The organism is Variovorax sp. P4_D9 (genome assembly GCF_056401695.1).
The window spans coordinates 1-8,033 of the sequence record NZ_JBFUIU010000413.1; the positions used below are offsets into that span (position 1 = coordinate 1).

Here is an 8,033-nt window from a genome sequence, read left to right on the forward strand (position 1 = left end):
GGTTACGGGCCTCATGAACTTCGTGGTGCCGCTGCAGATCGGCGCCCGCGACGTCGCCTTCCCGTTCCTGAACAACTTCAGCTTCTGGATGACCACCTTTGGCGCCGGGCTGGTGATGGCCTCGCTGTTCGTCGGCGAGTTCGCGCGCACCGGCTGGCTCGCCTATCCGCCGCTGTCGGGGCTGGAGTTCAGCCCCGACGTCGGGGTCGACTACTACATATGGTCCTTGCAGGTCGCGGGGGTCGGCACCTTGCTCTCGGGCATCAACCTGATCGCGACCATCGTCAAGATGCGCGCCCCGGGCATGACGCTGATGAAGATGCCGGTGTTCACCTGGACCGCGCTCTGCACCAACATCCTGATCGTCGCCGCCTTCCCGGTGCTGACCGCCGTGCTGGCCCTGCTGTCGCTCGACCGCTACGTCGGCACCAACTTCTTCACGAACGACTTCGGCGGCAACGCCATGATGTACGTGAACCTGATCTGGATCTGGGGCCACCCCGAGGTCTACATCCTGGTCCTGCCGGCCTTCGGCGTGTTCTCCGAAGTGGTCGCCACGTTCTGCGGCAAGCGGCTGTTCGGCTACACCTCGATGGTCTACGCCACGCTGGTGATCACCATCCTCTCGTACCTCGTGTGGCTGCACCACTTCTTCACGATGGGCTCGGGCGCCAGCGTCAATTCGTTCTTCGGCATCACGACGATGATCATCTCGATCCCGACCGGCGCGAAGATCTTCAACTGGCTGTTCACGATGTACAAGGGCCGCATCCGCTTCGAGCTGCCGATGATGTGGACCATCGCCTTCATGATCACCTTCGTGATCGGCGGCATGACCGGCGTGCTGCTGGCGGTGCCCCCGGCCGACTTCGTGCTGCACAACAGCCTGTTCCTGATCGCCCACTTCCACAACGTGATCATCGGCGGCGTGCTGTTCGGCCTGCTGGCCGGCATCACCTACTGGTACCCGAAGGCCTTCGGCTACAAGCTCGACCCGTTCTGGGGCAAATGCTCGTTCTGGTTCTGGGTGGTGGGCTTCTACTTCGCCTTCATGCCGCTCTACGTGCTGGGCCTGATGGGCGTGACCCGCCGCGTGAGCCACTTCGACGATCCGTCCTACCAGATCTGGTTCCAGATCGCGGCCTTCGGCGCCGTGCTGATCGCGCTGGGCATCACCTCGTTTCTGATCCAGCTGGTAGTGAGCTACGTGCGCCGCGATTCGCTGCGCGATCTGACCGGCGACCCGTGGGACGGCCGCACGCTCGAGTGGTCGACCTCCTCGCCGCCGCCGGCCTACAACTTCGCCTTCACGCCGCGGGTGCAGGACAACGACGCCTGGACCTACATGAAGAAGCACGGCTACGTGCGGCCGCTCGAAGGCTTCATCCCGATCCACATGCCGAAGAACACCGGCGCCGGCTTCGTCATCGCCGCCCTGGCCGCGGCCTGCGGCTTCACGCTGATCTGGCAGATGTGGCTGCTGGCCGGCATCTGCTTCGCCACCATGCTGATCGCCGTGATCGTTCATACCTTCAACTACAAGCGCGACTACCACATCCCCACCGAGGAAGTCGTCCGCACCGAAGGCGCCCGTACCCGCCTGCTCGCCGGCCATGTCTGATACCACCGTTCTTTCCCCCGCCGGCGCCCTGGGCGCCCATCCGGACCCGCGCTTCCACGTGCAGGGCGAGCATCACCCCGAGAACGGCACCCTGCTCGGGTTCTGGCTCTACCTGATGAGCGACTGCCTGGTGTTCGCCTGCCTGTTCGCGACCTTCGCGGTGCTGGGCCGCAGCTTCGCGGCCGGTCCCTCGGGCGCCGACCTGTTCGACCTCAGGCTGGTGGCGCTCAACACCACCTTCCTGCTGCTGTCCTCGATCACCTACGGTTTCGCGATGATCGAGATGCAGCGCAAGCGCATGCAGGCGACGCTGGTCTGGCTGGTCGTCACTGCCCTGTTCGGCGCCGGCTTCATCGCGGTCGAGCTCTACGAATTCGCGCACTTTATCCACGAAGGCGCGGTGCCGCAGCGCAGCGCCTTCCTGTCGTCCTTCTTCGCGCTGGTCGGCACCCACGGCCTGCACGTCACCTTCGGCCTGGTCTGGCTGGTGGTGCTGATGGTGCAGCTGGGGCAGCGCGGCTTCGTCGCCGACAACCGCCGCCGGCTGATGTGCCTGTCGATGTTCTGGCACTTCCTGGACGTGGTCTGGATCGGCGTCTTCACCTTCGTGTATCTGATGGGAGTGTTGCCATGAGTGCGCACAACGAACACGCCGACCACGGCGGCCATGACGACCATGCGCACGACGGTGCGCCCCACGCCACCTTCAAGGGCTACATGACGKGTTTCATCCTGTCGGCGATCCTGACCGCGATCCCCTTCTGGCTGGTGATGGGCAATGTGTTCGAGAAGAGCAGCACCACGGCCCTGGTGGTGCTCGCGTTCGCGGCGGTGCAGATCGTGGTGCACATGATCTACTTCCTGCACATGAACGCCAAGTCGGAGAGCGGCTGGACCATGCTGGCCCTGATCTTCACCGTGGTGCTGGTCGTGATCACGCTGAGCGGCTCGCTGTGGGTGATGTACCACCTGAATCACAACATGATGCCGGGCCTGATGCCCGAGACGCACAAGATGCCCTGATGCGGACAGGCGCGGCGCTTCGGTGAAGAGACTTCTTCCGCGGCTCGCGCTGGCGTCCTGCGCGATGCTGGCCTTCGCGGGCTTCTTCGCGCTCGGCACCTGGCAGCTGGAGCGCCGGGCCTGGAAACTGGACCTGATCGCACGGGTCGACCAGCGTGTGCATGCCCCGGCCACCGAGGCGCCGGGGCCCGACCGCTGGGCCGGCGTCAACCGGGCGGACGACGAGTACCGCCATGTTGGCGTCACCGGCACCTTCCTCCACGAGCGCGAGACCCTGGTCCAGGCGACTACCGAACTCGGCAGCGGCTACTGGGTGCTGACGCCCCTGCGCATGGCCGACGGCCGGCTGCTGCTGGTCAACCGCGGCTTCGTCGCACCGCCGCAGAAGGACCCGGCCGCCCGCGGCGTCCAGGAGCCCGACGGCCCGATCACCGTGAGCGGCCTGCTGCGCATGAGCGAGCCGAATGGTGCGCTGCTGCGCAAGAATGACCCGGATGCGCAGCGCTGGTATTCGCGCGACGTCCAGGCGATTGCCCAGGCGCGCGGCCTCGGCGAGGTCGCGCCCTACTTCGTCGACGCCGACGCCTCGGCGCCGGGCCCGCCGCGTGGCGGCATGACCGTCATCTCATTCCCCAACAACCACCTGGTCTACGCCCTCACCTGGTACGCGCTGGCGCTGATGGTCGCCGGCGCGGCCTGGTACGTCGTCCGCGAGCAGCGCCGGCCGCAGAATGACGGTGAGGAGGCACGGGATGGCGCGCGAGACTGAAGGCGGCGACGCCACCGGCCTGGAGAACATGCAGCAGCTGATCCAGCTGCGCTGGATGGCCGTGGTCGGCCAGGTGGCGACCATCGCGGTGGTGCACTACGGTTTCGGCATCCGCCTGCCGCTCGACCAGATGCTGGCGGTGCTGGCCTTCCTGGCTGCCTTCAATGCCGCCAGCCAGCTGCGCTGGCGCATCCATCGCGACGTCAGCAACGGCGAGCTCTTCGTCGCGCTGCTGGTCGACGTCGCGATGCTGACCGCGCAGCTCTACCTCAGCGGCGGTGCCGCCAATCCCTTCGTCTTCCTGTACCTGCTGCAGGTGATCCTGGGTGCGGTGCTGCTGGAGGCCTGGTCGACCTGGACCATCGTCGGCATCACCAGCGTCTGCTTCGCCGGACTGGCGATCTTCAGCGGCCCGCTCGAGTTGCCGATCGAGCACGGGCGCGGGCTGCTGAGCCCGTACATCCTGGGCATGCTGATCTGCTTCGGCCTCAACGCGGCCCTGCTGGTGGTGTTCATCAACCGCATCAGCCGCAACCTGCGGGCGCGCGACGCGCGACTGGCGGCGCTGCGGGAGCGCGCCGCCGAGGAAGAACATATCGTGCGCATGGGCCTGCTGGCCTCGGGCGCCGCGCACGACCTGGGCACGCCGCTGGCCACCGTGTCGGTGATCCTCGGCGACTGGCGTCACCTGCCACATTTCACGTCCGACCCCGAACTGCTCGACGAGATCATCGAAATGCAGGCCCAGGTGCAGCGCTGCAAGACGATCCTCAGCAGCATCCTGCTGTCGGCCGGCGAGGCGCGCGGCGAATCCTCGCTCGAGACCACGGTCCGCACCTTCCTCGACGACCTGGCCGAAGAGTGGCGCACGACGCGGCCGGTGCTGGTCTTCGAGTACGAGAATCGCTTCGGCCACGACCTGCCGATGGTTTCCGACTCGGCCCTGAAGCAGGCCCTCTGCAACGTGCTCGACAATGCGCTCCAGGCCTCGCCCGACTGGGTGCGGCTCGAAGCCACCCACGACGGCGACACCCTGCGGCTCACAGTCACCGATGCCGGCCCCGGATTCGCCCCCGGCATGCTGGCCGACTTCGGCAAGCCCTATCTGTCGACCAAGGGCCGACCCGAAGGGGGGCTGGGGCTGTTCCTGGTCGTCAACGTGGCGCGCACGCTGGGCGGCAAGGTCAGCGCACGCAACCGCCCCGAAGGCGGCGCCGAGGTGACCCTCACCCTGCCGCTGGCGTCGATCATTCTCGAAGAGGAGGAAGACGAAGGAAATGGAAGCTGAACGCCTTCTGCTGCTGGTCGAAGACGACGCAGCCTTCGCCCGCACGCTCGGCCGCTCGTTCGAGCGGCGCGGCTACACGGTGCTGCTGGCGGCCGACCGCGACGAGGTCGCGACCCTGCTCCAGACCCGTTCGCCGCGCTACGCAGTTGTCGACCTCAAGCTCAGCGGCGAGGCCTCGGGACTGGCCTGCGTTCAACTCCTGAACCGGCACGACCCGGCTATGCTGATCGTCGTGCTGACCGGCTTCGCGAGCATCGCCACGGCGGTCGAGGCGATCAAGTTGGGCGCCTGCCACTACCTGGCCAAGCCCTCCAACACCGACGACATCGAAGCCGCCTTCGGCCGCGCCGAAGGCGACACCGACATCGAGCTGACCAATCGCTCGACCTCGATCAAGACGCTCGAATGGGAGCGCATCCACGAAACCCTGGCGGAAACCGGCTTCAACATCTCCGAGACGGCCCGCAGGCTCGGCATGCATCGCCGCACGCTGGCGCGCAAGCTGGTCAAGCAGCAGGTCAAGTAGCCCGCGCGCCCGGCGCCGACTTGTGCCGCGCTTCTGTGGATAACGCTGTGCGAAGTGCGTGGAGGCCGGAGCACGGGCCCAGATTCCATGCGGGTTGCCACCGCATTGCCCGCAAAACAGGCACCCCGGCGCCCGGGGGAAAACTCTTCGGCTCAGCGCTCGATGAACGCCAGCAGATCGGCGTTGAATTCGTCGACCTGCGTGGTCGCCAGGCCGTGCGAGCCCCCCGGATAGATCTTCAGGGTCGCGCCTTTCACCAGCTTGGCCGACAACAGGCCCGAGGCCCCGATCGGCACGATCTGGTCGTCGTCGCCATGGGCGATCCAGGTCGGGATGTCGAACTTCTTCAGGTCCTCGGTGAAGTCGGTCTCGGAGAACTGCTTGATGCAGTCCAGTAGGCCCTTGTGGCCGCCCAGCATGCCCTGCAACCAGAACGAATCGCGCACGCCTTGCGAGGCCTTTGCACCCGGCCGGTTGTAGCCGTAGAACGGCGTCGTCAGGTCCTTGAAGAACTGCGAGCGGTCGGCCGTGACACCGGCGCGGATGCCGTCGAAGACCTCGATCGGCAGGCCGCCGGGATTGGCCTCGGTCTTCAGCATCAGCGGCGGCACCGCGCCCAGCAGCACCRCCTTGCCGACCCGCGCGGTGCCGTGGCGTCCGATGTAGCGCGTCACCTCGCCGCCGCCGGTGGAATGGCCCACCATCACCGCGTCCTGGATGTCCAGCGTGTTCATCAGTTCGGCCAGGTCGTCGGCGTAGGCGTCCATGTGGTTGCCGTCCCACGGCTGGCTGGAGCGGCCATGGCCACGCCGGTCGTGCGCGATCACGCGATAGCCGCGCTCGCCGAGGAACACCATCTGCGCATCCCAAGCGTCGGCCGTCAGCGGCCAGCCATGGGAGAAGACGACCGGGCGCCCCTTGCCCCAGTCCTTGTAGTAGATCTGCGTGCCGTCCCGGGTCGTGATGCTGCTCATGTGCTTCCTCTCCGATGAGGCGGCAGGTGCCGCCAAGGGTGAATGAATCGAGCCTAAGGCAAGGTGCGCCATACCGTCTGCCCATCGCCGGGGACCCGGCTCTATGCCTTTGGAGAAGAGGTCCGCGACGCGCGCAGCGGGATGATGGCGCAGTGCCAGGACGGATGGCAAGGCCTCCGCATCGAAGGCGGCGGCCGCGTCCGGCGGCTAGAGCCCGACGAGGTACTTGAACCCGACGCCCAGCAGCACCGCAAGCACGGCCAGGAACAGCAGCCGGCTCCAGCGCACGCGCGGGTGGCTGGATAGGTCGTGCAATTCCGAGCGGTGCAGGCCCGAGAACGACGTCGAGTCGGACCTGTCCCGGGCCCAGTCGTGGAAGTTATCTCTTTCGGTGTTCATGTAATACATTTTAACTAACATTACATGTTTCGTCACAAGTCCCACGCGCAGTCGACGTGAACGAGCTCCAGCGCGTTGAGCAACAGAAGCGAACCCATACGACACAAGATTTCGCACCGGCCTTACGCCAGCTTCACATGCGGCGCGCAGCATGAAGCTTCATCCAGATAACGAAAGAGAGACCGCGATGAACAAGATCCTTGTCGCCATCGGAACCACTGGCCTGCTGTCGCTGAGCCTGCTGGCCGCCCCGGCCCAGGCCCAGCCCTACGACAACCGCGTGATGGTGATCCCGGCGCCGCCGCCTCCGCCGCGCGGCTATGTGGTGGTGCCGCGACCGGTGCAGCCTTCCTATGGCTGGTATGCGCAGGGCGATGATCGCCGCGCCTATCGCCACGGTTGGGGCGATCGCGACCACGACGGCGTACCGAACCGCTACGACCGCGATCGCGACGGCGACGGCGTGCCGAACCGCTACGACCGACGTCCCGACAATCCCTACCGCTATTGACCGCAGCGCCTTCCGACGTAATGTAGGCGCCGGCCTACAGAAATCGCCCTCGCGAACGTCCACCATTGGGGGCATGAAGAATCCGATCAAACTCGTTATCGACGAGCCGGCGCCCGGGTCTTTTCTCTGGACACTGCTCGAATGCGACGCCGGTGGCGTCCCCCACAAGGTGGTGCGCGCGGCCGAGTATGGCGCCGACACCTACGAGGCCGCGCTGGCGGCCGGCACCCGGATGATGGACGCCGAGATTCGCAAGAACTTGGCGCCCCGCTCGGCAGACGTTTCCTGAGCTCGCACGCGGTCGCTTAAGCCAAGTGCGCCTTGAGCGGCACGGCCGGATCGGCCGCGACCGCCGGGTCGGGGCTGCGGCCCGCTTCCAGCAGCTTGCGGCTCATCATGTGGTCGACCGGCGCATTCACCGATTCGACGCAGCGCAGCTGGCCGTCCACGTAGTGCAGCAGCGAGAACGCGGCCGGGTTGGCCCCGGGCCGCTTCGCCGTCTGGTGGCCGGCCGTACCCGGCGCGGGCACCAGGCCGGCCATCTGCAGCCGCATCGCGCCCTGGTCCGACCAGAACCACGGCACCGCATCGTGCGGCCTGGGGGCGCCGGTCAAGGTTGCGACCGCGGTGCGCGCCTGGTCGTTGGCGTTCTGCACCGATTCCAGCCGCAGCACTCGGCCGGCGCGGCGGTCCGGGAAGCGGGTGCAATCGCCGACCGCGAGCACGGCCTCGTCGCTGGTCTGCATGTAGGCGTCGACCACGATGCCATCGGCGCACTCCAGACCGGCAGCCTCTGCCAGCGCCGTCTCGGGCACGGCGCCGATGCCGAGCAGCAGCAGGTCGACGGCCTGCTGCTCGCCATCGACCTCGATGGACGCCAGCCGCGGGCCGTCGACTTCCATCACGCCGGCCTGCACACCGA

The 8,033-nt window shown here is 66.9% G+C and carries 11 protein-coding genes; 8 read left to right on the forward strand and 3 right to left on the reverse strand.

Annotation, left to right across the window (positions count from 1 at the left end; translation table 11 throughout):
- The 6 genes from AC1DY5_RS33175 to AC1DY5_RS33200 all read left to right on the forward strand — a co-directional run.
- A partial coding sequence (locus AC1DY5_RS33175; RefSeq protein ID WP_478118416.1) for a cbb3-type cytochrome c oxidase subunit I occupies positions 1-1,621 on the forward strand: 1,621 nt, incomplete at its 5' end.
- Positions 1,614-2,255, forward strand: a complete 642-nt coding sequence (cyoC, locus tag AC1DY5_RS33180; RefSeq protein ID WP_478118418.1) for a cytochrome o ubiquinol oxidase subunit III — start codon at positions 1,614-1,616, stop codon at positions 2,253-2,255. The genes AC1DY5_RS33175 and cyoC, both read left to right, overlap by 8 nt.
- The gene (cyoD, locus tag AC1DY5_RS33185; protein WP_478118419.1) at positions 2,252-2,644 is read left to right on the forward strand and encodes a cytochrome o ubiquinol oxidase subunit IV; all 393 of its coding nucleotides are present in this window, start codon (positions 2,252-2,254) and stop codon (positions 2,642-2,644) included. Before cyoC ends, cyoD begins: the two co-directional genes overlap by 4 nt.
- Before the next feature lie 64 nt (positions 2,645-2,708).
- Positions 2,709-3,413 (forward strand): SURF1 family protein, encoded by a 705-nt coding sequence (locus tag AC1DY5_RS33190; protein WP_478118436.1) that lies wholly within the window; start codon positions 2,709-2,711, stop codon positions 3,411-3,413.
- The gene (locus AC1DY5_RS33195) at positions 3,397-4,701 is read left to right on the forward strand and encodes an ATP-binding protein (RefSeq protein WP_478118421.1); all 1,305 of its coding nucleotides are present in this window, start codon (positions 3,397-3,399) and stop codon (positions 4,699-4,701) included. The genes AC1DY5_RS33190 and AC1DY5_RS33195 overlap by 17 nt, the downstream gene beginning before the upstream one ends.
- Complete coding sequence (locus AC1DY5_RS33200) at positions 4,691-5,227, forward strand: response regulator transcription factor (protein WP_478118423.1); 537 nt, start codon at positions 4,691-4,693, stop codon at positions 5,225-5,227. The genes AC1DY5_RS33195 and AC1DY5_RS33200 overlap by 11 nt, the downstream gene beginning before the upstream one ends.
- Positions 5,228-5,379: 152 nt before the next feature.
- Here AC1DY5_RS33200 and AC1DY5_RS33205 read toward each other — a convergent pair whose 3' ends face one another.
- Together AC1DY5_RS33205 and AC1DY5_RS33210 are read right to left on the reverse strand one after the other, a co-directional pair.
- Positions 5,380-6,201 carry an alpha/beta fold hydrolase gene (locus AC1DY5_RS33205; RefSeq protein ID WP_478118425.1) on the reverse strand — a complete coding sequence of 274 codons (822 nt, stop codon included), beginning with the start codon at positions 6,199-6,201 and terminating at the stop codon, positions 5,380-5,382.
- A gap of 207 nt (positions 6,202-6,408) precedes the next feature.
- Positions 6,409-6,600 carry a hypothetical protein gene (locus tag AC1DY5_RS33210; RefSeq protein ID WP_478118427.1) on the reverse strand — a complete coding sequence of 64 codons (192 nt, stop codon included), beginning with the start codon at positions 6,598-6,600 and terminating at the stop codon, positions 6,409-6,411.
- A 187-nt stretch (positions 6,601-6,787) separates the two neighbouring features.
- Between AC1DY5_RS33210 and AC1DY5_RS33215 the strand changes: the two genes are divergently transcribed.
- Both AC1DY5_RS33215 and AC1DY5_RS33220 read left to right on the forward strand, forming a co-directional pair.
- Positions 6,788-7,111, forward strand: coding sequence for a hypothetical protein (locus AC1DY5_RS33215; RefSeq protein WP_478118429.1), 324 nt, complete (start codon positions 6,788-6,790; stop codon positions 7,109-7,111).
- A gap of 73 nt (positions 7,112-7,184) precedes the next feature.
- Positions 7,185-7,400 (forward strand): hypothetical protein, encoded by a 216-nt coding sequence (locus AC1DY5_RS33220; protein ID WP_478118431.1) that lies wholly within the window; start codon positions 7,185-7,187, stop codon positions 7,398-7,400.
- A 16-nt stretch (positions 7,401-7,416) separates the two neighbouring features.
- Here the strand turns inward: AC1DY5_RS33220 and AC1DY5_RS33225 are convergent.
- Positions 7,417-8,033: oxidoreductase C-terminal domain-containing protein (locus AC1DY5_RS33225; protein WP_478118433.1), on the reverse strand; the 617-nt coding region annotated here is incomplete at its 5' end.